The following is a 22,011-nucleotide window of genomic DNA, read 5'->3' on the forward strand; positions in this document are numbered from 1 at the left end:
CCGTACGAACGCATCTGGCGCGGAGGCTGGAGACACGTATGACCACGACCACTCCCCAGACCCCCGACCCCGGGGGAGCCGAGCAGACCCCGTCACCCCCGGCCCGGCCGGCCCGGCTGATCCAGAACGAGGCGACCACCGAGATCCCCGTCCATCTGCTGTTCCGCGACGACCCGGACCCGGTGTCCGTGCAGCTGCGGCCCGCCGTGGTGAACCGTCGGCAGGGCACCGGCGAGCAGCCCCGGCTGCGCCGCCCGGTTCCGTCGCGGGCCCGCCCGGTGCCGCAGGTCGACCCCGCCCTGATGGAGCGGCCCGCGCGGGTGCTGCCCGGAACGGTGGGGCTGCTCGCCGGTGCCGCCGGGGCGGCCGGGTGCGCGGTCACCTCGTGGTGGGCGGGCACGCTGCCGCCGGTCGTGGCGGCGGCGCTGGGGCTGCCGGTGTCCGCGGGGGCCGGGCCGGGTCCGGCGCAGTGGGCGGCGTACGCCGGGGCCGGGGCGCTGGGGCTGTTCGGGTTCGGCGGGCTGACGCGGGGGCGGACCGGGCGGGCCTGGGTGCTCGGGCTGTTCGGCCGCTACCGGGGGACCGTCCGGCGGACCGGTCTGATGTGGGTCAACCCGCTGCTGCTGCGCCGCGGGGTCGACGTACGGCTGCGGCACTGGCGCAGTGGGCCGATGCCCGCGGCCGACGGGAGCGGGGTCGCGCTGCGGGTGGTGGTGCTCGTGGTGTGGCGGGTTCGGGACACCGCGCGGGCGGCGCTGGCGGTGGCGGACCACGAGGCGTATCTACGGGTGTGCGTGGAGGCGGCGCTGGCCCGGGTGCCGGTGGAGATGCCGGGCGCGGCGCGGCCCGCGGTGGACGCGGCGGCCGACGCGCTGACCCGGCTGGTGGCGGCGGATGCGACACCGGTGGGGCTGGAGGTGTTCTCGGTGCAGCCGGTGCGGGTCGAGTACGCCCCCGAGGTGGCCGCGGCGATGAACCGCCGCCGGATCGCCGCGCTGGACGCCCAGCACCGGGCGAGCGTGCTGACCTCGGTGGTGGACTCCGTGGAGGACACGGTGACCCGGCTGACCATGCGGGGGCTGGTGGAGCTGGACGACTACGAACGCAAGGTGCTGGTGAAGGACTTGACGGTCGCGTTCTGCGCGGGGCGGGGAGAAACAGGCCCGTGATTGGTATGGACATGTTCAATTGACGGCCATAAGCTCAGACTTGGTCTAGACCTGCAAGCTCACTGAACCTCCCCACGTTCTCCAGGAGCGGCAGTATGCGCAAAAAGACCAAGTTGTCCGCCGCGATGGTGGGTCTCGCGACCACCGGCGCCCTGGTGCTCTCCTCCGGCGGAGCCAGCGGCCACGGCTACACCGATCTGCCCATCAGCCGGCAGAAGCTCTGCCAGAACGGCACGGTGACCAACTGCGGCCCCATCCAGTGGGAGCCGCAGAGCGTCGAGGGCCCGAAGGGCTTCCCGGCCGGCGGCCCGGCCGACGGGCAGATCTGCAACGCGGGACTGGGCCAGTTCGCCCAGCTCAGCGCACCGAGGACACCGTCCGGCGCCGCCTGGCCCGCCACCAGGGTGAACGGCGGTCAGAGCTACACCTTCCGCTGGCAGTTCACCGCCATGCACGCCACGACGGACTTCAAGTACTTCGTCACCAAGCCGGGCTGGAACCAGAACCACAACCTGGCCCGCTCCGACCTCAACCTGACCCCGTTCCTCACGGTCCCCTACGGCGGCCAGCGCCCGCCGCAGACCCTCTCGCACAGCGGCACGCTGCCGTCCGGGCTCAGCGGCCGGCATGTGATCGTCGCGGTGTGGACGATCGCCGACACGGCCAACGCGTTCTACGCCTGCTCGGACGTCACGTTCTGAGCGCGCCGGACACGCGAAGGAGCCCCCCGCTCACTGCGAGGGGCTCCTCTTCTGTGCGCCGCCAGGGACTCGAACCCCGGACCCGCTGATTAAGAGTCAGCTGCTCTAACCAACTGAGCTAGCGGCGCATGACTCCCGCCGTCCGCGTTCCGCGGTCGGCGACGTAGAAAATACTACCCGGTCCGCGGGTGTGCTCCTGACCAATATCCACGCGGCCGGATCGGTCCTAGATCGTCAGGGAGAGCAGCACCGGCGTCGCGCTGCGGTTCAGGGTGTCCGCCGCCCGGCGCAGCCGGTGGGCCTGCTCGACCGGGAGGGACAGGGCCAGGCAGCCCACCGAGGAACCGGCGGTGATCGGGACGGCCGCGCAGACCGTGCCGATCGCGTACTCCTGCAGGTCGAGCACCGGCACCGTCGGCGGCTGGGCCTCCAGGCGGGAGAGCAGCACCTTGTCGCTGGTGATGGTGCGCGAGGTGAGGCGGGCCATCTTGTGCCGGGCGAGATGGTCACGGCGGCCGGCGTGGTCGAGCTGGCCGAGCAGGCTCTTGCCGACCGCCGTGGCGTGCGCGGAGTAGCGGAAGTCGACCCACTCGTTGACCGCCGGGGTGGCCGGGCCGGCCGCGTACTGGGTGACCCGGACCTCGCCGTCGACGTACCGGCTGATGTACACGGCCGCGCCGACGGAGTCCCGGAGCCGGTCGAGGGTGCGCTGGAGCTGATCGCGCAGGGCCTGGTCGCGGTGGTGCGCGGAGCCCAGACGGGCCAGCGTGACGCCGGTGACGTATGCGCCGTCCGTGACCTGTTCGACGTAGCCCTCGCGGCGCAGCATCCGCAGCAGCCCGGTCAGCCGCTCCGCGCCGAGGCCGGTGTGGCGGGTGATCTCGGCGACGGTAACACCGACGGGGTGCCGCGCCACCGTCTCCAGGACGCGCAGCGCGTCCTGGGCCGAGTGGTACGGCGCGGTCGGCTCGTGCTTCAGCGCCACGGTGCCCCCCTGTGCGCTCGCTTCCCGTCCTGGGTCTGCCTTCCACGATAACCGGCAAGAGGCCGGTAGCGAGCGGCAGTTGACGAGATTGCGACCCTCTCAGCAGGGGCGTAACCGCGCGGCATATGCCAGCGGCACGAGCCATTCCGAGACGTCACAGCACAGCGCTGAGGAACTCCCGCGTCCGTTCGTGATCGGCGTCGCCGAAGATCTTCTCCGGCGGGCCCGACTCGATGACCCGCCCCGAGTCGAACATCAGGACCTGGTCCGAGATGTCCCGGGCGAAGTTCATCTCGTGGGTCACGCAGAGCATCGTGATGTCGGTGCTGCGCGCGATGTCCCGCAGCACGTCCAGCACGCCCGCGACGAGCTCCGGGTCCAGTGCCGAGGTCACCTCGTCGAGGAGCAGCACCTGCGGCCGCATCGCCAGCGCCCGCGCGATCGCCACCCGCTGCTGCTGCCCGCCGGACAGCTGGGACGGCTTGGCGTCGCACTTGTCGGCGAGGCCCACCAGGTCCAGCAGCTCCCGGGCGCGCGCCTCCGCCTCGTCCTTCGACAGGCCGAGCACGGTGACCGGAGCCTCGGTGACGTTCCTCAGCACGCTCATGTTCGGGAACAGGTTGAACTGCTGGAAGACCATCCCGATCTTCTTGCGGACCTCACGGATCTGCTTCTCCGGCGCCGGGAAGAGCTGCTCCCCGTCGACGGTGATCGTGCCCTGGTCGGGCTTGGTCAGGGTCATCAGCAGCCGCAGGATCGTGGTCTTGCCCGACCCGGACGGCCCGATCAGGGTGACGTGCCGTCCCGCGTCGACGGAGAAGTCGAGGTGGTCGAGGACCGTCTGGTCCCCGAACCGCTTGGTCACCTGCTCCAGTCGGACCAGCGGGGCGGCGCCGGTGAGGGTGCTGTCGGTCGGCTGCTTGCTGCTCTCAACGGACAAGACGTCGCTCCAGGGTGCGCAGAAGTACGGAGGCCAGATACGAGACGAGGATGAAGGCCACGCCGATCACGGTGATGGGCTCGACGAACCGGAAGTGCTCCTGGGAGAAGAGCCGCGCCTGGCCGAGCATGTCCAGCACGGTGATCGCCATGAGCAGCGGCGTGTCCTTCAGCATCGAGATCACGTAGTTCCCGAGCGCCGGCACCACGCGGCGGATCGCCTGCGGCAGGATCACCACCTGCCACGTCCGGACCGTCGGCAGGTTGAGCGCCGTCGCGGCCTCCCACTGGCCGACGGGCACGGCCTCGATACCGGCCCGGTAGACCTGCATGGTGTACGTCGAGTAGTGCAGGCCGATCGCGAAGACGCCGGTGGTCAGGGCGGAGAACGTCAGGCCCCACTCGGGCAGCACGTAGAACAGGAAGAACAGCTGCACCAGCAGCGGCGTGTTCCGCACGAACTCCGTGAACACCCCGACCGGCCAGCGCACCCAGCGGCTCGGCGTGCGCATCAGCAGCGTCCACACCAGACCGAGCGCGAACGAGATCAGCGACCCCAGCGCCAGCGCCTGCAGCGTGACGAGCAGGCCGTCCCAGAACTGCGGCATGAAATCGCGGACGGCTCCCCAGTCCCAGTTCATCGGGCCACCCCCGCCTTGAGTCGTTGCTCAAGACCGCGCATCAGGCGGGTGAGCAGGAACGCGATCACGAAGTAGATGAGTAGCACATACGTGTAGATCTCCGCGCTCTCCTGCAGCGCGAGGCGCACGAGGTTGCCGCTGAACGCCAGATCCCCCATGCCCATGATCGACACCAGCGCGGTGCCCTTGAGCAGTTCGACCAGCAGGTTGGAGAACGGCGGGATCATCTCCGGCACCGCCTGCGGCAGCAGGATCAGCCGCATCCGCTGCCACGGCGTGAAGCTGAGCGCGATCCCGCCCTCACGCTGCGCCGGGTCGACGGAGTTCAGCGCGCCGCGCACGATCTCCGAGCCGTACGCCCCGTAGGTCAGCCCCAGGGCCAGAGTGCCCGCCCACAGCGGCACGAGCTGCCAGCCGAAGGCGAGCGGCAGCACGAAGAACACCCAGAAGATCATCACCAGTGCCGAGGTGCCGCGGAACACCTCGGTGTAGAAGCCCGCCAGGAAGCGGACGATCCACAGCCGGTGGGTGCGTGCGATCCCGACGACGAAGGACACCGCCGTCGCCAGCAGCGCGCTGAGCACGAGCAGCTGGATCGTGACCCAGACGCTCTTGAGTACGAGTTCCCACAGTCCCGAGGTCATCCGCCGCACAGCTCCTTCGCGGTCAGATCCGTCATCTCGTTCTCGGTGAACCCGAAGGGCTTGAGGATACGGAGCAGCTCGCCGCTGTCCTTGAGTTTGTGCAGTTCACGGTTGAAGGCGTCGCGCAGATTGGTCTCGGTGGGCCGGAAGGCGAAACCGCCGCCGTCGACGTGCGGCTCGCCGTCGACGATCGGCTTGAACGGCTCGGTCACCTCGGCCTTGGTGGACTTCTTCACCACCTCACGGGTGGTCAGCGCCGTGCCGGCGAAGACGTCGGCCCGCCCGGCCTCGACGGCGTTCAACCCGGCCACCTGGTCGGGCACGATGAGGATGTCGCTCTCCTTGTAGCCCGCCTCCACGGCGTACGCGATCTCGGCGTAGCCCGTGCCGGTCGCGAACTTCGCCTTCTTCTCGACGACGTCCTGGTAGCCGTGGAGCCCCAGCGGGTTGCCCTTGCGGACGATGAAGGAGTCGAGCATCTGGTAGTCGGGGTCGGAGAATATGACCTGCTGGCAGCGTTCGGGGTTGATGTACATCCCGGCGGCCACGACATCGAACTGCTGGGAGTTCAGGCCGGGGATGAGCGAGCCGAACTCGGTCGGCACGGGCTGCACCCGGTCCACTCCGAGCCGCTTGAAGATGACCTTCGCCAGCTCCGGCGCCTCGCCGGTCAGCTCGCCGTTCTTGTCGATGTACCCGAAGGGGATCTCTCCGGCGATGCCGAGCCGCGCGACGCCCTGTGCCCGGAGGCGTTCCAGGAGTTCGCCCCCCTCCGTGTCCGAGGCGGTGGCCACGCGGCTGCACCCGGCGGCACCCAGCGCGCCGAACGCCGCGACCCCCGCGAGCAGCGACCGGCGGGTGGGTCTGGACATGTGGTGGCTGTTTCTGAGTGGTGAAGCCATGGGCGCGCGGCTACCCGAGAGCATGCGATGTATGCCCCCTGGGCACGTGGGAACCCATGAGTGTTCGGTTCATCGAGGTCTCACTGGCCCGGCGCGGGGTGCGCTGCACGGCGAAACTGCTGGACGACCGTGCCCCGTTGACCTGCGCGGCCGTGTGGGACACCCTGCCGCTGTCCGGTGACGTCTACCACGCCAAGTACGCACGCAACGAGATCTACGCCCTGTTCCCGCCGTTCGCGGAGACGGAGCCACCCCTGGAAAATCCGACAGTTACCCCTATTCCGGGCGACCTGTGCTATTTCACCTTCGCGGGTGCGGAGTTGGGCACGACGGCGTACGGCTACGACCGCGAGGTCCGCGCCGGTACGACCGTCGTGGACCTCGCCCTGTTCTACGAACGCAACAACCTGCTGATCAACGGCGACGTCGGCTGGGTGCCCGGCATCGTCTGGGGCCAGATCGTCGAGGGACTGGAGGACATGGCCGAGGCCTGCAACGACCTGTGGCGCTCCGGAGCGGCGGGGGAGACGCTCAGTTTCCGCCGGATGTGACCCCGGCCTCGTACAGCGTGTGCGCCGCCCGCAGCACCAGGTCGTCCCGGTGCCGGGCGGCCACCAGCTGCAATCCGATCGGCAGGCCGTCCCCGTCCGTCCCGACGGGCACGGTCGCCGCGGGCTGCTGGGTCATGTTGAACGGGTACGTGAACGGGGTCCAGCCCGTCCACCGCCGGTGCCCGGACCCCTTCGGCACCTCGGCGCCCGCCTCGAACGCGGTGATCGGCAGGGTCGGGGTGACCAGCAGGTCGTAGGTGTCGTGGAAGCGGCCCATCCGGCGGCCCAGGTCCATCCGGACGTCCACCGCGGCCAGATAGTCCAGCGCCGAGTAGCGGGCGCCCTGCGCGCAGATCTCCCGCAGCCCCGGGTCCAGCAGCTCGCGCTGCTCCGGCCCGAGACGCTGGGTCACGCGGGCGGCCCCGCTGAACCACAGGGTGTGGAAGGCGTCCACCGGGTCGGTGAGGTCGGGGTCGGTCTCCTCGACGTACGCGCCGAGCTCCGCCAGCCGCTGCACCGCCCGCCGTACCGCCGCCGCGACCGCCGGGCGCACCGCCACCTGCCCGCCCAGCGTCGGCGAGTACGCCACCCGCAGCCCACGCACCCCGCCCGTCAGACCGTCGGTGAAGGCCGCGGCCGCCGGTCCGAGCGCCGACCAGTCGCGGGAGTCCGGGTGGCCGATCACGTCCATCAGCAGCGCCGCGTCCGCCGCGTCCCGCGTCATCGGCCCCACATGCGCCAGCGTCCCGAACGCGCTCGCCGGGTACAGGGGCACGCGTCCGTACGTCGGCTTCAGCGCGAAGATCCCGCAGAACGCGGCCGGGATACGGACACTGCCGCCGCCGTCCGTGCCGAGCGCCAGCGGTCCCGCGCCGAGCGCCACGGCCGCCGCGGCGCCCCCGCTGGAGCCGCCCGCGGTGCGCGTCCGGTCGTACGGATGGCGGGTCACCCCGCTGAGCGGCGAGTCCGTGACGCCCTTCCAGCCGAACTCGGGGGTCGTGGTCTTGCCGAGGAACACCGCGCCGTGCTCGCGCAGCCGGGCGACCGAGGGCGCGTCCTCGTCCCAGCGGCCGCCGGGGTCGACGGTCTTCGAGCCGCGCAGGGTGGGGGCGCCGCGCAGCAGCAGGATGTCCTTCACGGTGACCGGCACCCCGTCGAGCAGACCGTCCGGCGCACCGCGCCGCCATCGCTCCTCCGACTCCCGGGCCCGCCGCAGCGCGTCCTCGGCGGTCAGCCGGACGAATGCGTTCACCTCCGGCTGGATCGCCTCGGCCCGCCGCAGCGCCGCGCGGGTCGCCTCCACGGGGCTGAACTTGCCCTTGCGGTATCCGTCGAGAAGTCGTACGGCGGTCAGCTCGGTGAGCTCGGTCATCCACCCTCCCAGGGACGTCAGTGTCCGGGTACGTACCCGCGCTGTTTGTCGACCACGTTCGGCAGCGGCCGCCCCGCCTCCCAGGCTTCGTACAACTCCACGAACTGGGCCCCCAGTTCGTCCCGCCAGCCGGCGGTGTCGCCGCTCATGTGCGGGGACACGATCAGGTTCGGGACCTGCCACAACGGGCTGTCCGGCGGCAGGGGTTCGGCCTCGAAGACGTCCAGGGCGGCGCCCGCGATCCAGCGCTTGGCCAGCGCCTCGGCGAGCGCGTCCTCGACGACCAGCGGGCCGCGGCCGACGTTGACGAACCGGGCGGAGGGCTGCATCACGCCGAAGCGGCGCGCGTCGAACATGCCCCGCGTCTGCTCCGTGAGCGGTGCCGCCGCGATCACCCAGTCCGCGCGGGACATCAGCCGGTCCAGGTCGTCGGGGCCGTGAACGCCGGTGCGCGGGGTGCGGCCGACCAGGGCGGTGGTGACGCCGAGCGCCTTGAGGGTACGGGCGATCGCGCGACCGATCGGGCCGGAGCCGACCACGACCGCCCGGGTCCCGGTGACCTTCTGCGACTCCCGGTGCCGCCAGGTCCGCTCCCGCTGGAGCCGAAGCGTGCGGGGCAGGTCCTTGGCCATCGCCAGGACGAGGGCGGCGACGTACTCGGCGATCGGCTGGTCGAAGACGCCGCGCGCGTTGGTCACCACGGTGTCGGACGCGGCGAGTTCCGGACACATCAGATGATCCACGCCCGCGCTCGCCGTGTGCACCCAGCGCGGCCGGGGCCCGCCCCCCGGCCAGGCCTTGCGCACCGCGTGCGAGGTGAAGTCCCACACGAGCAGCACATCGGCGTACGGCAGCCGCTCGGCGAGCGTCGATGCGTCCGCGTGCTCGATCCGGGCACGGCCGGTGAGACGGCCCAGCCGGGGCAGCGGGTCGGCGTCCAGGACGAGCAGGGTGGGGGTGGTCATGGCAGCCGTTTCTCCAGCCGTTCGCGGGGGCGGCCGAGGGGGGCGGGTCGGCCGGTGACGACGTGTCAACGGGGTTTAACCATGTGTTGACCTGGGAGTGATCCGGGCGGATTGACCACGCTCGCACCCGAACCTACCGTCGTCAACACGGGCGTTCCCCACGATCCGTTGCCACTCGTCCGTCGAGCGTGAGGCCGGTGCCTGCCATGGACGTCGCATTTCTCGGCGGACCGGGTCCGCAGCGCGGTGTCGGTGTCGTCGCCCCCTTCGACTTCGCGCTGGACCGCGAACTGTGGCGCTGGGTACCGGACGAGGTGTCCCTGCACGTCACCCGCACCCCGTACGTCCCGGTCGAGGTCAGCCTCGACCTCGCCCGCCTGGTCAGCGAGCACCAGACACTCGGCGAGGCGGTGCGCACGCTGAACGCGATCGAGCCCGAGGTGGTCGCCTACGCCTGCACCTCGGGCAGCTTCGTCGGAGGCATCGTCGGCGAGCGCGCGATGTGCGAGGCGATGAGCCGGGCGGGCAACGTGCCGGCGATCACCACCTCGGGCGCGCTGCTGGAGGCCCTGGTCGAGCTGGACGTCCGGCGCGTGGCGCTGGTCACGCCGTACACGGTGTCGGTGACGCGGGCGCTGGAGGGGTACGTGGCGCAGGCGGGCGTCGCCGTCACGGGCTGCGCCTTCATGGGGCTGACCCGGCACATCTGGAAGGTCCCGTACCGCGAGGTCGTGGACATGGCCCGCCAGGCCGTACGCGGCGCCGCCGACGCCCTGTTCATCAGCTGCACCAACCTGCCGACCTACGACGTGATCCCGCAACTGGAGGCCGAGCTGCGCATACCGGTGATCTCGGCCAACCAAGTGACGATGTGGGCGGCGCTGCGCCGACTGGGTACCCGTGCCGTGGGGCCGTATCAGGCGCTGATCGATCCGGCGGCGCGCACCGGCCCCGTACTGCCGGGGCCGGCCCCCGGTGCCGTAGTACCGGAAGAAGAGCAGCAGCAGGAAGGCTGGACATGACAGCACTGGGATTCCTCTACCCGGGCCACTCCGCCGAGGACGACTATCCGCGCATCGAGCAGCTCCTGGCCAGCGACATCCGGGTGGACCTGGTGCACACCGACATCGGCGAGGACGCCCACCGGGTGGACGCGCTGCGCGAGATGGGCTCCCCGGAGCGCCTCTCGGCCGGCGTCCAGGAACTGCGGCACGCCGGTTGCGAGGCCGTGGTGTGGGCGTGCACCAGCGGCAGCTTCGTGCACGGCTGGGAGGGCGCCCACGAGCAGGTGCGCACCCTGGCCCGGGCGGCCGGCATGCCGGCCTCCTCGACGTCCTTCGCCTTCGTGCACGCGGTACGGGAGCTGGGCGTGCGGCGGGTCGCGGTGGGGGCCACGTATCCGGAGGACGTGGCGTCGTTGTTCGCGGACTTCCTGGGGGCGGCCGGCATCGAGGTGACCGGCGTGCGCAGCTCCGGGATCATCACGGCGGCCGAGGTCGGCACCTGGGGCGAGGCGGAGGTCTTCGCGCTGGCCCGCGCGGCCGACGTGCCGGGCGCGGAGGCGGTCCTCCTGCCCGACACGGCCCTGCACACGGCGGCCCACATCCCGGCCCTGGAGAAGGAACTCGGCAAGCCGGTCCTCACCGCGAACCAGGTCACCGTCTGGGAGGCGCTGCGGCTGGCGGACCGGCGGGTGAACGCGCCGGAGCTGGGCGCGCTGTTCAGCAGGGAGCCGATCGTGCAGGTGTGACGCCGCAGGGAATGACCGGGTGACACTGCCGGGAACAAACGGAGACTGTCTCCTGTTAGCGCCGTGAGGACACGGACACCGCACGGCCCAGACCAGGAGGCATCCCTTGCCCGACGACCAGCGCGACGCGCGTGACGAGCGCGACGAGATCCGCGGGACCGCCCACGGCACCGCCCCCGTCCCCCTCTCCGTACTGGACCTGGTCACCGTCGGCGCGGGCCGCACCGCCACCGACGCCCTGCGCACCAGCGTCTTTCTGGCCCGCCTCGCGGAGGCCCGCGGCTTCCACCGGTACTGGGTCGCCGAGCACCATTCCATGCCGGGCGTCGCCTCCTCGTCCCCGGCCGTGATCCTCGCCCACCTCGCCGCCCACACCGACCGCATCCGGCTCGGCTCGGGCGGTGTGATGCTGCCCAACCACGCCCCGCTGGTGATCGCCGAGCAGTTCGGCACGCTGGAGGCGATGGCCCCCGGCCGGATCGACCTGGGCCTCGGCCGCGCCCCCGGCACCGACGGCGCCACCGCGGCCGCCCTGCGCCGCACCGACCGGCTGAACGACGGCGCCGACGACTTCCCCGAGCAGCTCGCCGAGCTGACCCGGTTCCTGGACGACGACTTCCCCGACGGCCACCCCTACCGCCGTATCCACGCGGTGCCCGGCCCGATCCAGGCCACCTCGCCGGGCGGCGTGCAGTCCCCGCACCGCCCGCCGATCTGGCTCCTCGGCTCCTCCGGCTTCAGCGCCCGGCTGGCCGGCCTGCTCGGGCTGCCCTTCGCGTTCGCGCACCACTTCTCCGCGCAGAACACGATCCCCGCGCTCGACCTCTACAGGGAGTCCTTCAAGCCGTCCGCCGTCCTCGACGAGCCGTACGCCCTCATCGGCGTCTCCGCGCTCGCCACCGACGACGAGCGGGAGGCCCGGCGCCAGGTCCGCGCCGCCGCGCTCAGCATGATCCGGCTGCGCACCGGACGGCCCGGACTCGTGCCGACGCCCCAGGAGGCGGAGGCGTACGAATTCAGCCCGATGGAACGGGAGTTCGTCACCTCCTGGAACGCCAACGTCATCCACGGCACCGCGGACGAGGTCCGCGCGGGCCTGGACGACCTCCACAAGCGCACCGGCGCCGACGAGTTGATGCTCACGGCCAACGCGCACACGGGCGAGGTACGGCTGCGTTCCTACGAACTCATCGCGGACGCCTACGCGTTGCCGACCGCCTGACCGAACGGGCAGTCCAGCAGCTCGGAGATACGATCCGGCGGCACCGGCCGGGAGTACAGCCACCCCTGACCGGTGTCGCACCCGATCCGGCGCAACCGGCCGGCCTGCGCGGACGTCTCGACGCACTCCGCGGTGACCGTCAGCCCCAGCCGGTGCGCCAGCTGGATCATCGCCTCGACGATGACCTCGTCGGCCGGGCTGGGGTGGGCGCCGGAATCCTCGTACTGGAAGCCCCGGACGAAGGACCCGTCCAGTTTCAGCACCGACACCGGCAGCCGGCTGAGGTAGGCGAGGTTGGAGTAGCCGGTGCCGAAGTCGTCGATGGCGATGCGGACGCCCATCTCGCTGAGCGCCTGCAGGGCCTGCAACGGGCGGCCTGCGGAGCCCATCACCGCGGACTCGGTGAGTTCCAGCTGCAGCAGCTGCGGGGCGAGGCCCGTCTCGGCGAGGATCTCGGCGACGTCCGCGACCAGGTCGGAGTCCCAGACCTGGCGTACGGCCACGTTGACCGAGACGAACAGGGGTGGCTCGTCGGGGCGTTCGAGCTGCCAGCGCCGGGCCTGGCGGCAGGCGGTGGCGAGCACCCAGCGGCCCAGCGGGACGATCGCGCCGTCCTCCTCCGCCAATCCGATGAACCGATTCGGCGTCAGCATGCCGAACTGCGGATGGTTCCAGCGGACCAACGCCTCGACCCCGCTGAGCCGTCCGTCCGCCATCCCGACCAGCGGCTGGTACTCCAGCACGAACTGGCCCCGGTCGATGGCCGGGCGAAGCGTGGAGGCGAGTGCCTGGCGGGTCATGCGGTGGGCGTTGCGCTCCGGGTCGAACAGCGTCCAGCGGGACTTGCCGTCCGCCTTCGCCCAGTACAACGTCGTGTCGGCGGCCTGCATCAGACCGGTGGCGGTGGTGCCGGCGGCCTGCCGTTCGACGACGCCGATCGACGCCGACAACGACAGCCGCTGACCGGCCAGGTCGAAGGGCTCCTGAAGCGCCGTCAGCACCGACTCGGCCAGGTCGGCGAGTTGTTCGGTGCCCGTGGAGTCCTCCACCAGCAGGGCGAACTCGTCACCGCCGAGCCGGGCCACCAGCGGCGAGCTCGCCCTGCCGTAACCGGCCTCGTCCGCACAGCGGTTGAGCCGCTCGGCCACGGCCGCGAGCAGCCGGTCGCCGACCCGGTGGCCGAGGGTGTCGTTGACCGCCTTGAACCCGTCCAGGTCCAGATAGCACAGGCCGATGCGGCCGGTGCCGCCGCTTTCGTACGACTCCACGTCCAGGGCGGCCGAGACGCGCTCGAAGAACAACGTGCGGTTGGGCAGCCGGGTCACCGGGTCGTGCATCTGCAAGTGCCGCAGTCTGCCCTGGAGTTCCCGCCGGGCGCTGATGTCGGCGGCGGCCAGCAGCACGCCGTCCGCGCCGTCGGGCAGCGGGGCGACGGTGACCTGGACCCAGACGCTGTGCCCGTCGGGGTGCTTCAGCCGCCGTGCGCAGCGCAGTCTGGCGTCGCGGCCGCGCAGCAGCTCGCGGTACGCGTGCCAGGTGCGGGCGTCGGAGGCCAGGTCGACCAGGTCGGCGGCGACCCGGCCGGTGAGTTCGCCGGGGCCGGCGCCGAGCAGGTCGGCGAGGGCCGCGTTGGCGCTGACCACCAGGCCCTCGCGGTCGACGACCGCCATGGCGAGCGGGGCCGCGGCGAAGGCGGAGCGATAGGAGTCGGAGGCCTCGGCCTCGGTTCGGCAGGGGTCGCGGGCGTCGGTCCCGGTACGTCGCGACGCCTCGTTGTTACTGTCTGTGACGGCCGGCCCGATGAAGTCTGCCGCGGGCGTCGGCCCTTCGGACGTTCCGCTCACCGCTCGCTCCCGCAGTGCACTCGATCTGCTCGATCTGCTCGATCTCTGTCCGGGCAGGAAAGGGTCAGGAAAGTGTGCCGATCATAGAGGGCCGCCCAGGGCGCTCGCAGCCCACTGTCCAGTGTCGCCGACCGCGCGCGGAAGGACCCGCCCTCCCGGCAGATCGTTTCTGCCTGCTCGGGGGCCGGTTCCCCCACGCCGCGGCCGATCGTGACGGTCCGTGAGCGGTCCGGGGGTGTCGGCCGGTTCAGTGACCCCGCGTGGACTCCCTGCACCTCACTCGTCCGGTGCAGGCAAACAGGGCATACAACAATAAATTCACACAGGCTGGATGCGGTGTTCCGCGAACCGCATCCGGAGGTCCATGTGCCGCGCCAGCTGCCCCTGGGGGAACGCACCCGCGAGGCCTTCAAGGGGCTCGGCCGTGCCACCGCCCGCCCCCGACTGCGCAGCACCGCGGCCGTGTTCACCACCTTGTCGGCGGTCGCGGCGACCTCCCTCATCACCTGCCCCTCGGTCGCCGAGCCCTTCGGGGCCGCGCCCTGCGCCCTCACCCGAACGCAGGCCCACCACTCGGAGGGCCTGGACACCTGGAACACCGCCTATCCACGGCCGGCCGGCACGCTGGACGCGGTGATGGTCTTCCTGTCCTTCCCGGACGCCCGCCCGCTGACCACCCCCGCCGAACTGACCGCCGACCACTTCCCGGCCACCAGCAGCTACTTCGAACGCGCCTCGTACGGCAAGTTCCGCCTCCGCCCGCACCCGCTGCGGCACTGGATCCGCATGCCGCGGCCGTCCACCGCGTACGCCATACAGCGCGACTGGGCGGCCCCGCACCGGGCCGCCTATCTGCGCGACGCGCTCACCGCCGCCGACGACCAGGTCGACTTCTCGCGCTTCGACATCGTCTACTTCGTCGCCGACCCGCACGCCCCCGGCGTCGACTCGGACGCCACGAAGGTCGTCAACCTGGACGCACCGCTGCGTGCCGACGGCGCCGACATCCGCCGGATCGTCACGGTGTTCGAAAACCACCCGCCGGACCGGCTCGTCCTCGCCCATGAGACCGGCCATGTCTTCGATCTGCCGGACCTGTACCACCGTCCGGTCGACGGCAAGGGCGACTGGGACACCCATGTGGGTGACTGGGACCTGATGGGCAGCCAGTTCGGACTGGCCCCGGACCTGTTCGGCTGGCACAAGTGGAAGCTGGGCTGGCTGGAGCCACGGCAGGTGGTGTGCGTGCAGGGCGACAGGCCCGTACGGCTGACGCTGGAGCCGCTCGGCGCAGGGCCCGGACTGCCGGAGACCGCCGCGGCCGGCGCCCCGGCCTTCGGGCTGGGCCGGGGGACCAAGCTGGCGGTGGTGCGCACCGGGGCGGACAGCGCCCTCGCCTTCGAGGCCCGCGGCCCGGTCGGCAACGATCGGAACAGCTGCCGGCAGGGCATCCTCGTCTACCGCGTCCACGCCGGTGCCGAGTCCGGCGGCGGCCCGGTCCAGGTGATCGACGCCCACCCGCACACGGAGGCGTGCTGGGAGGGCTCGGTGTACCCACCGCTCGCGGACGCGCCGGTCGCGCTGGGGGAGAGCTTCACCGTGCCCGGGGCCCGGGTGCGGGTGGAGGTGGAGGGACGTACGGCGTCGGGGGCGTGGACGGTGAAGATCGCGAACGGGTAGCAGCTGCGCCCCCGCAGGAAAAAGCCCCTCGCTTCTGCGAGGGGCTTTCCGGTGTCGTGCGCCGCCAGGGACTCGAACCCCGGACCCGCTGATTAAGAGTCAGCTGCTCTAACCAACTGAGCTAGCGGCGCCTGCTGACGTCGTAGACCTTAGCACCCTGGTCGGGGGGAGGAAAAATCGATATCCGCACCGCTGAGCGGGCGGCCCGGACGGCCGCCCAGAGCAGGATTTCGGGGCCCGGGAGCCAGGGGTGACGGGTGTCGGGGGCGACGACCCAGCGGGAGCCGGAGACCTCCGCCTTCCCGGTGGGGGCGGGGACGGTGACCGCGTCGCCGGTGCCGTGGCACAGGAGGGGCGGGATGGCGGCCGTACGGCCGTGGGATTCCGGGCCGGTGGCGCCCCACTCCTCCCACTCCAGCAGCGAGGGCAGCCGCTGAGCCGTGCCCGGCGTGGCGAACAGCAGCATCCGGCCCCGGAACACCGCGACGGGGCCCGATCCCGGGCCCTCGTCCCACAACCGGTCCAGCATCTGCCGCCCGAAGATCGCGGGCGCGCTCACGATGTCGAAGGCGGAACCGCAGGGCAGCACCACGGGGGCGTCCGGGCGCTCCTCCCAGAAGGCGAGGGTGCTGCGCGGATAGGTTCCGGCCGAGGCGAGCCAGGCGGCGCCGTCCGAGGTCAGTGTGCTGCTGCTCATGGCACCAACAGGTACCGGGTGTGAACGCTTCGTTTCGGTGAGTTGCCGGAAATCGGGACAGGTAGGGGTGGGAGGGGGTACCTTCGCGGCTGGCATATGCCGACGGGGGGGGGGGCGATGGGCCGCTGATGATGGGCCGCTCAGACGGGATCCGGTCCCCAAGTGTCGGCCCCCTGCATCAGATCCCGGCCGAACTCCACCATCTTCTTGGCATAGTCCTCGGTCCACTCGGCCTGCTCGGCGATGTCCGCGGCCGTCAGCCGGTCGAAGCGGCGGGGATCGGCGAGCTGCGCCGCCGCCATGGCCTGGAACTCCATCGCCCGGTCCGCCGCCGCCCGGAACGCCTGGGTCAGCTCCGTGGCCCGGGCCAGCAGGGTCCGGGGGTCGTCGATCGACTCCAGGTCGAAGAAGTGCTCCGGGTCGGAGGCCGCTTCCGCGGGCTCGAAGAGCAGGGGCGCGGGGCGTAGCCGCGGTTCGTTCCGACGCGGCGTGGGCTCCGCCATGTCCTCATCTCCTCCTCGTACGGTTCCGATGGCGCCGCCCGTTCAAGGTGGGCCACCCTCAATTCTCTCGCGCCCGCGCAAGGGGGCCCTGGGTCGTTCATGGCCGCCACTTCACCCGGTGCTCGGCGAGGTGGGCCAGGACCGCGTGGTTCGCCTCCCAGCCGTCGGGGCTGTCTTCATTGGCCGCCTCCGGCGGCGTGCCGGACTCCGTCCGGCGGTTTGCGGTGTGGCAGGTGGGGCCGGTTGGGTGGTGCGGGGCGGTGTTGTTCATGGCCGCCACTTCACCCGGTGCTCGGCGAGGTGGGCCAGGACCGCGTGGTTCGCCTCCCAGCCGTCGGGAAACTTCACCAGCGTCCCCAGCTGGACCGGTTCCGTCGACGGGTAGTCGTCCAGCAGCTCGCTCACGCCCGCCCGGCACACCACGATGCACGCGTGCCGGTGGCGGGAGGCCAGGACGCAGAGGCGGCCCGTCTCCAGGTGGAACGCGGTGGCGTCGGGGCGGCCGGACAGGGGGTGCAGGACGACCGTGACGTCGTACTCCCGGCCCTGGAGGCGGTTCGCCGTGTCGACGGTGACCTCGCGCACGCCCAGCTCGGCGAGGGCCGCCCGGACGGCCGCCGCCTGGTCCCGGTGGGCCGTGCCCACGGCGATCCGGTCGGCGGTCACCGGCGTCGGCTCGGGCATGGGGGTCCCCCCGGTCGAACGAAGTTGAGACTGGGGGAGCTCCGACGTGGCCGCCCCGCCCCGGTCCAGCAGCCGTCGTACCACTGTCGCCACCGCCCGCACCGCCTCCGGATCGGTGCGCGGCGTGTGCCGGGCGGGCAGCTCCAGCAGGCCCCAGCCCGACTCCGCCGCCTCGTCGATCACCCGGTCGGGCCCGGAGCCGTCCGACCGGACGCCGAAGCTGAGCCGCCGGTCGCCGTGGCCGGTGCCGCTGCGGAACGGCGTGTACGGGTAGAACGCGTCCGAGACCAGCGGCGCCGCCGAGGCGGGCAGCCGCCAGGAGACCGGCAGGCGGTGCTGCGGCAGCTCGGGGTTGTGGGCCAGCAGGGTGGTGACCGCGGACGCCGAGGGGTCGTACGACAGGCCCGCCCACTGCTCGCTGCCCACGATCGCGAACGGGTCCAGCTGCCCGGGGTCGCCCACGAACAGCGCCCGCTCGAACAGCCCGGCCACGGCCAGCAGTGAGTCCGACCGCATCTGGTACGCCTCGTCGACGATCGCGTGCCGCCACGGCTCGTCGGTCTTGACGTGACCCCATTTGGCGGCGGTGGAGATGACCACCGGCAGCCCGGACAGCTCGGCCGCCTTCGCCGACTTCCGTACGTTCGCCAGTTCGTCCAGCGCCTTGTCGTACGGGTCGGCGTCACTGCTGTGCAGCCGGCCCACCGGCAGCTCGGGGTTCTTCTCGGCGAGCCGGACGACGAGGTCGTCGACCTGGGCGTTGGTCTGCGCGACGACCATCAGCGGGCGGCCCGCCTCGGCCAGTTCCAGCGCCGCGCGCACCACCAGCGTGGACTTGCCCGCGCCGGGCGGGGAGTCGACGACGACACCGCGGTGCGGGCCGTGCAGGGTGTCGCGGAGGATCGCGTCGGTGGCACGGGCCGCCGCGGCGCCGGGGTCGAAGGCGGTCTCCGTGGTCACAGGACGTCCTCCTCGGTGACGGGATCGGCGGGCTCCGCGTCGGTCCGCTCACCGGGCGGCCCGCCGTGCGTCCACGGCGTCTCCTCCGGGTCGGGCAGCTTCGCACCGCCCCGCTGCTCGTGCTCGAACAGCGTGAAGCACACCGCGTCGCCCTTCTCCGGCACGGACCCGGCCTCGGGTTCCTTGCCGCGCCCCATCTTGTCAAGGATCCGCAGGACGACCAGGGACCCCTCGTCGTCCCCGGCCCCCTCGGCCTCGTAGCCGACGAACTCGGCGGACTGCGGTTTGCCGCCCAGCGAGCGGTACACCTTCGCCCGCTCGCCCAGGTGCGGCCGGTCGTCCGTGCGGACGGTGACCAGCGGGCGCGGGCTGGGGCGCTTGCCCTCGCTGTACGCCATGACCACATCCGTGACCTCCCCCGCGAACGCCTCCCCGGACAGCCGCCGCCCGGCCATCACCAGCGGGTCGTCGAGGGCCTCCTGCGCCTCCAGGCGGGCCTGTTCGCGCTCGCGCGCGGCCAGCTTATTCGCTGCCGTCACCGCGTCGTCGCGGCGCGGCTGCGGAGGCTCGCCTGCGAGCACCCGGTCCCGATGGCCGGTGAACGACCAGCGGTCGCGCGTCCACCGCTCCTCGACCCGCGCCCCCTCGGGCAGCTCCCGCAGCAGGTCCAGGCCGCGCCAGACCGCGTCCCAGGTGGGGCGCGTGACCCGCTCGATCAGGGCGCGGATCTCCCGCTCGGCGGCGGTGACGTCCCCTAGCCGGTCGTCCGCCTCCAGGCCGTCCTCGGCGGCGGCGAGGGCGGTACGCGCGCGGTCGTAGCGCTCGATGGCCGGGGCGAGCAGCTTGTTGTCGAACGCCGGGTCGGTGGCCGGTCCGGCGGGTGGGCACAGGAGCTGGCCCTGCGCGTCCCGGTGCAGCTCGGCCCGCAGCGCCGCCTCGGCGCCGGTGGCGCCCTCCGGCGGGTCGATCCACGCGAGCAGGGCACCCAGGTGCTGGTCCTCCAGGCTGGACTGGCCGGTCGCCCAGTGCCGGGAGAGCACGTCCGTCAGGGCCAGCAGCAGGGCGGAGCCGGGAACTCGGGCGCGCTCCCCGTAGTGCGTCAGCCACCGTCCCAGCAACGGCACCCTCGGCGGTGCGGGATGCGGCGTCTCCGGGTCCTGTTCCGCCGTACGGCGGAAGCGCATCGAGCGGCCCAGCAGCCGTACGAAGTCGATGCCCGCGCGGCTCGGCACGACCAGCTGCGGGGCGTCCGCGCACAGTTCGACCTCGACCTTGACCCGTTTGCCGGTCTCCGGGTCGGTCTCGGTGCGCTCGGCCGCCTCGACGCTCTCGGCGTGGGCGTCGATGTACGGCAGGACCACGTCCGCCAGCTCGGCCAGGAACATGAACCTGAGGTCGCGGTCGCGCGGCTGCGGTACGACCAGCAGGCGCGGCGCGTCCCGGTCGGTGCCGACCAGCGCGCCGAGCGGGGCGCCGGCCTCACCGGCGGTGGTCAGCGGCACGAGGACGAGGGGGTGCTCGGACAGGTGGCGGTGCCGGACGGTGGCGGTGGGCTGGGCGCGGCCGGTGTCGACGGCTTCGAGGCGGGCGAGCGCGGAGATCAGCGACACCGGGCGGCCTCCGGGGGCTCGGCGTGCTGGTGGGGGGTCTCGGGGTGTTGCTGGGTGGGAGTGCGTTCCTCGCCGGGGCTCTCCGGGTGCCGGCGGCCCAGTGCCTCGGCGCGCAGGCGGGCCGCCCGGCGCAGGGCGGCCACCGCCGGGTCGTCCGGGTCGCCCGCCGCGCCGCGGGCCGCCGCGAGGACGTCCTCGACGGTCGTCAGGTCGCCCAACTCGGCGCGGACCGAGCGGCCGAGGGAGGTCACCGCACCCCGCGCCCGGGAGCGTTCGCGGCAGTGGAAGGCCAGCTCGCACGCGGACAGGCACTCGGGCGCGTACGTCGCCGGGACCGACTCGACGGCGGCCGTGAGCTGCTCCGCGGGCAACTCGGGGGAGAAGCACGTGCCCTCGGGGAGCGCGTCGGCGATGTCCTGGACACGGGTGAGGCGGGCCAGCTGGCGGCGGGTGACCGCGCGCTGCTTGCGGACGTCGACGGCGGAGGCGGTGGGGAGGTTGGAGAAGTCCTTCGGGCAGACCAGCAGCACCTGGTGCCGTACCGCCGGGGCGGGGTCCATGCGGGCGGCGACCTCCTCCAGTGCCAGCACGTACACCGCCGCCTGCCGGGCGGCCGCGCCCACCTTCGCCGGGTCCGCCGAACCGTCCAGCATCGGGAACGACTTGATCTCCACGACCGTCCAGCCGCCGTCCGGGTGCACGACCACGGCGTCCGGCTCCAGGAACGCCGGGGAGCCGGCGACGTCCAGCGCGAGCATCGGATGGTCGAGCAGCGTCCAGCCGCCGGCCTCGACGGCCTCGCGCAGCGCCAGCGCCGTGCGCGCGGCACGGCCCTCGGGGCCGATGGCGGACAGCTCCGGCACCCGCGCGCGTGCGGGTGGCTCGGCGTGCGGGTCGAGCTTCTCGTGCGCCAGCCGCAGCAGGTCCGCGCCGCCGTCCGCCTTGACCCGCGCCTCGAACGCGTTGCCCCGTATGAAGGCGAACTGCGACTGCCCGAACGCCGACGGCGAGCCCAGCGCACTGGCCAGCGCCGCCTTGTTCACCCCCGCGCCGTCGAGGATCGCGCGTCGCCTGCAGCCCGGGTTGGCGGCCAGGGCCGCGAGGGCGCGCGCGTCCAGCGCCTTGGCCGGGACGTCGGGACCGCGCAGCTCAGCGAGCCGGTGCCGGAGCGCCGTCCCCCGCGTCCGTGGGGGAGGCACCCGGCTCGGCTCCCGATCCGAACCGTGACTCGCGCTGCCGTGGAATTCGCTCACCCGCCGAAGTCTGACATCCGCCACTGACAATCGAGGCACGAGCGACAGGAGAAGCCGTTGCGGCGGACGCGGTGCGCGCCGTCAGCCACGTCCGCGCGCTGTTCACGCACCGCATGACGTACGGCGCCAGCAGCAGCCCGGCGCCCATCACGGCCATGCCCGCGACCGCGTCGAGCAGGTAGTGGTTGGCGGTGCCCATCACGACGATCGTGGTCACCAGCGGATAGACGACACCGGCGACCTTGGCGAGGCGCGTCCCGCCGTACCGCCACAGGATCACCCCGCACCACAGCGCCCAGCCGACGTGCAGGCTCGGCATCGCGGCGTACTGGTTGGTCATGCCGCCCAGCCCGCGCGGCGCGCTCGCGTCGCCGGCCCACCAGCCGTACGCGCTGTACTGGGCCATCGTGTCCACGAACCCGTACCCGGCCGACAGCAGGCGGGGCGGGCAGGTCGGTATCAGCGTGAAGCCGATGAGGCCGATGAAGGTCGAGGTCATCAGCCAGGTGCGGGCCGCGCGGTACTGCACGGTCCGGGACCGGAAGAGCCAGACGAGGAGGGCGGGCGTGACCAGGTAGTGCAGCGACGCGTACCAGAAGTCGGCCGGTATGCCGATCCACGGCTCGCGTGTGAACAGGCGGTTGAGCGGGTGTTCGGCGTTGAGGTGCAGGGCCTTCTCGATGCGCAGGATCGCCAGGCCGTGGTCGACGGCGGTGGTGACATCGCCCCGGGCGAGCAGCCGACCCGCCGAGTAGCAGACGTACACCAGCAATATCAGCGGCAGCTCGGTCCACCAGCGCAGTCGGGGGTGATGCGGGGCCGCCTCGATGCCCGGTGTCTCGGCGTGCGGCATCCGATCGCCCTCCCCCTTCTCATCGCGCGGCGCCCCTCGGCCCGGTCGTCCACTTTACGGTGTATGTGTCGGCTCCTGTCGGGTGC

22 protein-coding genes and 2 tRNA genes are annotated in these 22,011 nt (G+C 72.3%); 7 read left to right on the forward strand and 17 right to left on the reverse strand.

Annotated elements, in window-relative coordinates; translation table 11 throughout:
* Positions 1–38: 38 nt before the first annotated feature.
* On the forward strand, positions 39–1,169 hold the full coding sequence (locus HJD23_RS26635) for an SPFH domain-containing protein (protein WP_171114033.1): 1,131 nt from the start codon (positions 39–41) through the stop codon (positions 1,167–1,169).
* Positions 1,170–1,264: 95 nt separating this feature from the next.
* The gene (locus HJD23_RS26640) at positions 1,265–1,870 is read left to right on the forward strand and encodes a lytic polysaccharide monooxygenase (RefSeq protein WP_171114032.1); all 606 of its coding nucleotides are present in this window, start codon (positions 1,265–1,267) and stop codon (positions 1,868–1,870) included.
* A 54-nt stretch (positions 1,871–1,924) separates the two neighbouring features.
* Here HJD23_RS26640 and HJD23_RS26645 read toward each other — a convergent pair.
* From HJD23_RS26645 to ehuB, 6 genes are all read right to left on the reverse strand, one after another.
* A tRNA-Lys gene (locus HJD23_RS26645) sits at positions 1,925–1,998 on the reverse strand.
* 98 nt (positions 1,999–2,096) lie between these two features.
* On the reverse strand, positions 2,097–2,855 hold the full coding sequence (locus tag HJD23_RS26650; RefSeq protein ID WP_171114031.1) for an IclR family transcriptional regulator C-terminal domain-containing protein: 759 nt from the start codon (positions 2,853–2,855) through the stop codon (positions 2,097–2,099).
* Positions 2,856–3,009: 154 nt separating this feature from the next.
* Complete coding sequence (gene ehuA, locus HJD23_RS26655) at positions 3,010–3,795, reverse strand: ectoine/hydroxyectoine ABC transporter ATP-binding protein EhuA (RefSeq protein ID WP_171114030.1); 786 nt, start codon at positions 3,793–3,795, stop codon at positions 3,010–3,012.
* Positions 3,785–4,435, reverse strand: a complete 651-nt coding sequence (gene ehuD / locus HJD23_RS26660; protein ID WP_171114029.1) for an ectoine/hydroxyectoine ABC transporter permease subunit EhuD — start codon at positions 4,433–4,435, stop codon at positions 3,785–3,787. The genes ehuA and ehuD overlap by 11 nt, the downstream gene beginning before the upstream one ends.
* Positions 4,432–5,079: an ectoine/hydroxyectoine ABC transporter permease subunit EhuC gene (gene ehuC, locus HJD23_RS26665; protein WP_171114028.1), complete on the reverse strand. Its 648-nt coding sequence runs from the start codon at positions 5,077–5,079 to the stop codon at positions 4,432–4,434. The genes ehuD and ehuC overlap by 4 nt, the downstream gene beginning before the upstream one ends.
* Positions 5,076–5,951, reverse strand: coding sequence for an ectoine/hydroxyectoine ABC transporter substrate-binding protein EhuB (gene ehuB, locus HJD23_RS26670; RefSeq protein ID WP_232108293.1), 876 nt, complete (start codon positions 5,949–5,951; stop codon positions 5,076–5,078). The genes ehuC and ehuB overlap by 4 nt, the downstream gene beginning before the upstream one ends.
* Positions 5,952–6,037: 86 nt before the next feature.
* Between ehuB and HJD23_RS26675 the strand changes: the two genes are divergently transcribed.
* Positions 6,038–6,532, forward strand: a complete 495-nt coding sequence (locus HJD23_RS26675; RefSeq protein ID WP_171114026.1) for a DUF3830 family protein — start codon at positions 6,038–6,040, stop codon at positions 6,530–6,532.
* On the opposite strand, the gene HJD23_RS26680 is transcribed toward HJD23_RS26675, so the two are convergent.
* Positions 6,513–7,904: an amidase gene (locus HJD23_RS26680; RefSeq protein ID WP_171114025.1), complete on the reverse strand. Its 1,392-nt coding sequence runs from the start codon at positions 7,902–7,904 to the stop codon at positions 6,513–6,515. The genes HJD23_RS26675 and HJD23_RS26680 overlap by 20 nt on opposite strands.
* 17 nt (positions 7,905–7,921) lie before the next feature.
* Positions 7,922–8,869 (reverse strand): D-2-hydroxyacid dehydrogenase, encoded by a 948-nt coding sequence (locus HJD23_RS26685; protein WP_171114024.1) that lies wholly within the window; start codon positions 8,867–8,869, stop codon positions 7,922–7,924.
* A 206-nt stretch (positions 8,870–9,075) separates the two neighbouring features.
* Here HJD23_RS26685 and HJD23_RS26690 point away from each other — a divergent pair, with 206 nt between their 5' ends.
* The 3 genes from HJD23_RS26690 (at position 9,076) to HJD23_RS26700 (ending at position 11,841) form a co-directional block, all read left to right on the forward strand.
* A complete protein-coding gene (locus HJD23_RS26690) occupies positions 9,076–9,891 on the forward strand; it encodes an aspartate/glutamate racemase family protein (protein WP_171114023.1) in 816 nt (271 codons plus the stop codon).
* Positions 9,888–10,619, forward strand: a complete 732-nt coding sequence (locus HJD23_RS26695) for an aspartate/glutamate racemase family protein (RefSeq protein WP_171114022.1) — start codon at positions 9,888–9,890, stop codon at positions 10,617–10,619. The genes HJD23_RS26690 and HJD23_RS26695 overlap by 4 nt, the downstream gene beginning before the upstream one ends.
* Before the next feature lie 106 nt (positions 10,620–10,725).
* Positions 10,726–11,841, forward strand: a complete 1,116-nt coding sequence (locus HJD23_RS26700; protein ID WP_171114021.1) for an LLM class flavin-dependent oxidoreductase — start codon at positions 10,726–10,728, stop codon at positions 11,839–11,841.
* Here HJD23_RS26700 and HJD23_RS26705 read toward each other — a convergent pair.
* Positions 11,820–13,685: an EAL domain-containing protein gene (locus tag HJD23_RS26705; RefSeq protein ID WP_171114020.1), complete on the reverse strand. Its 1,866-nt coding sequence runs from the start codon at positions 13,683–13,685 to the stop codon at positions 11,820–11,822. The two genes, HJD23_RS26700 and HJD23_RS26705, sit on opposite strands and share 22 nt — an antisense overlap.
* A gap of 336 nt (positions 13,686–14,021) precedes the next feature.
* On the opposite strand from HJD23_RS26705, the gene HJD23_RS26710 reads away from it, so the two are divergent.
* The gene (locus HJD23_RS26710; RefSeq protein WP_171114019.1) at positions 14,022–15,365 is read left to right on the forward strand and encodes a M6 family metalloprotease domain-containing protein; all 1,344 of its coding nucleotides are present in this window, start codon (positions 14,022–14,024) and stop codon (positions 15,363–15,365) included.
* Between the two features lie 57 nt (positions 15,366–15,422).
* Here the strand turns inward: HJD23_RS26710 and HJD23_RS26715 are convergent.
* From HJD23_RS26715 to HJD23_RS26750, 8 genes are all read right to left on the reverse strand, one after another.
* Positions 15,423–15,496 (reverse strand) — tRNA-Lys (locus HJD23_RS26715).
* Positions 15,487–16,158 carry a bifunctional DNA primase/polymerase gene (locus HJD23_RS26720; protein WP_180687551.1) on the reverse strand — a complete coding sequence of 224 codons (672 nt, stop codon included), beginning with the start codon at positions 16,156–16,158 and terminating at the stop codon, positions 15,487–15,489. Before HJD23_RS26720 ends, HJD23_RS26715 begins: the two co-directional genes overlap by 10 nt.
* Before the next feature lie 44 nt (positions 16,159–16,202).
* Positions 16,203–16,565, reverse strand: a complete 363-nt coding sequence (locus HJD23_RS26725; protein WP_171114017.1) for a hypothetical protein — start codon at positions 16,563–16,565, stop codon at positions 16,203–16,205.
* A 97-nt stretch (positions 16,566–16,662) separates the two neighbouring features.
* On the reverse strand, positions 16,663–16,836 hold the full coding sequence (locus tag HJD23_RS26730) for a hypothetical protein (RefSeq protein ID WP_171114016.1): 174 nt from the start codon (positions 16,834–16,836) through the stop codon (positions 16,663–16,665).
* Positions 16,833–18,209: an AAA family ATPase gene (locus HJD23_RS26735; protein ID WP_171114015.1), complete on the reverse strand. Its 1,377-nt coding sequence runs from the start codon at positions 18,207–18,209 to the stop codon at positions 16,833–16,835. Before HJD23_RS26735 ends, HJD23_RS26730 begins: the two co-directional genes overlap by 4 nt.
* Positions 18,206–19,819: a hypothetical protein gene (locus HJD23_RS26740; RefSeq protein WP_171114014.1), complete on the reverse strand. Its 1,614-nt coding sequence runs from the start codon at positions 19,817–19,819 to the stop codon at positions 18,206–18,208. Before HJD23_RS26740 ends, HJD23_RS26735 begins: the two co-directional genes overlap by 4 nt.
* Entirely contained in the window at positions 19,810–21,018 is a 1,209-nt protein-coding gene (locus tag HJD23_RS26745) for a hypothetical protein (protein WP_240980820.1), read from the reverse strand. The genes HJD23_RS26740 and HJD23_RS26745 overlap by 10 nt, the downstream gene beginning before the upstream one ends.
* On the reverse strand, positions 20,969–21,925 hold the full coding sequence (locus tag HJD23_RS26750; RefSeq protein WP_171114013.1) for a phosphatase PAP2 family protein: 957 nt from the start codon (positions 21,923–21,925) through the stop codon (positions 20,969–20,971). The genes HJD23_RS26745 and HJD23_RS26750 overlap by 50 nt, the downstream gene beginning before the upstream one ends.
* Between the last annotated feature and the right edge of the window lie 86 nt (positions 21,926–22,011).

The sequence above is a fragment of the Streptomyces sp. Z423-1 genome (genome assembly GCF_013009255.1).
Taxonomy (GTDB): Bacteria; Actinomycetota; Actinomycetes; order Streptomycetales; family Streptomycetaceae; genus Streptomyces; species Streptomyces gossypiisoli.